The 1,646-nt window shown below is 71.4% G+C and carries 1 protein-coding gene; it reads right to left on the bottom strand.

Translation table 11 applies throughout. The features are described 5' to 3' along the window. Nucleotides 1-167: 167 nt before the first annotated feature. Entirely contained in the window at nucleotides 168-1,544 is a 1,377-nt protein-coding gene (locus tag FNQ90_RS22390) for an NCS2 family permease (protein WP_182608004.1), read from the bottom strand. Nucleotides 1,545-1,646: the final 102 nt, after the last annotated feature.

Genomic DNA, 1,646 nt, shown 5'->3' with positions numbered 1-1,646 from the left:
GGCCCGGTCCGGAGTCCGCGGCCCTCCCGGCGCTCCCCCGGCGGAGGGTGCGGAACGGGTGGTGTGAGTCTCTCGTCCGCCCCGGCCGCCCACGGGTCCGGGCGGCCGTCGAACATGACCCCCGGGAGAGGTCGGTACCGGGGCGCCGTCGTCGTAGGGCCGAGGGCTCAGCGCAGACCCAGCAGTTGCTCCACCGGGTCGATGGCGAAGTACACCACGAAGGCCGCGGCCACCGCCCACAGCAGCCAGTGCACCGAGCGGGCCCGGCCGGAGACCGCGCGCAGCAGCACGAAGGTCACGAACCCCGCGCCCAGGCCGTTGGTGATCGAGAAGGTGAAGGGCATCACGATGATCGTCACGAACGCCGGGATGGCGATGTCGTACCGCGCCCAGTCGATGCGACCGACCTGCGTCATCATCAGGAAGCCGACCGCCACCAGGGCCGGGGCCGCCGCCTGCGAGGGCACCATCGCCGCCAGCGGGGCGAAGAACAGCGCCAGGGCGAAGAGACCACCGGTCACCAGGTTGGCCAGGCCGGTCCTGGCCCCCTCGCCCACCCCGGCCGCCGACTCGATGTAGGAGGTGTTGGAGGAGACCGACGCCGCGCCGCCGGCGACGGTGGCGACGCCGTCCACGAACAGCAGGCGCCCCAGACGCGGCACCCGGCCGCGCTCGTCCAGCAGACCGGCCTCGGAGGTGACCGCCACGGCGGTGCCCATGGTGTCGAAGAAGTCGGTCAGGAAGAGGGTGAAGACCAACAGCACCACGGTGATCAAACCCACCGTGCCGAAGGCACCGAACAGCGAGAACGCCCCCACCAGGCCGAAGTCCGGGGCGGCCACGAGGCTCTCGGGAACCTCGGGCGTGGTCAACCCCCACTCGATGCCGTCGGCCGCCAGCTCGATGACCAGCGCCAACACGGTCATCGCGACGATGCTGATGAGGATGGCGCCCTTGGCGCCCCGGGCCAGCAACACGAAGGTCAGCAGCAGGCCGAGGCAGAAGACCAGAACCGGCCAGCCGCTCAGCGATCCGCCGGAGCCCAGCTCCACCGGGGTGCCGTCGCCCGGGCTGACGAAGCCGGCGTTGACCAGACCGATGAAGGCGATGAACATACCGATGCCCACGCCGATCGCCTGCTTGAGCGGCAACGGGATGGCGTGCATGATCGCCTCCCGAAGCCCGGTGGCGGCCAGGACGCAGATGAGGATGCCCTCCAGCACCACCAGGCCCATCGCCTCCGGCCAGGTCATCAGCGGCGCGAGCCCGTAGGCGACCATCGCGTTGAGCCCCAGACCGGCTGCCAGCGCCAGGGGGAGGTTGGCGGTGACACCCATGAGGATCGTCATCACCGCCGCCACCAGTGCCGTGGCGGTCACCAGCTGTCCGAAGTCGAGCTGGTTGCCGTTGATGTCCTGCGCGCCGCCCAGGATGATCGGGTTCAGCACGAGGATGTAGGCCATCGTGAAGAAGGTGGCGAAGCCACCGCGGATCTCCCGGCCGAGGGTCGAACCGCGGGCGGAGATGTGGAAGAACCGGTCCAGGACCGCGGGCGGTGCCCCCGCGGGCGCTCCCTTCGCCGCGGACGCGGGGTTCGCCGCGACGGGCGTGTCCCCGTCGTTCCCCCGGGAGGGGGCGGCCGGGGC

Origin of the sequence: Streptomyces alkaliphilus (assembly GCF_014141535.1) — a bacterium.
GTDB lineage: Bacteria > Actinomycetota > Actinomycetes > Streptomycetales > Streptomycetaceae > Streptomyces > Streptomyces alkaliphilus.
This window is presented reverse-complemented; position numbering and strand designations above follow the sequence as displayed.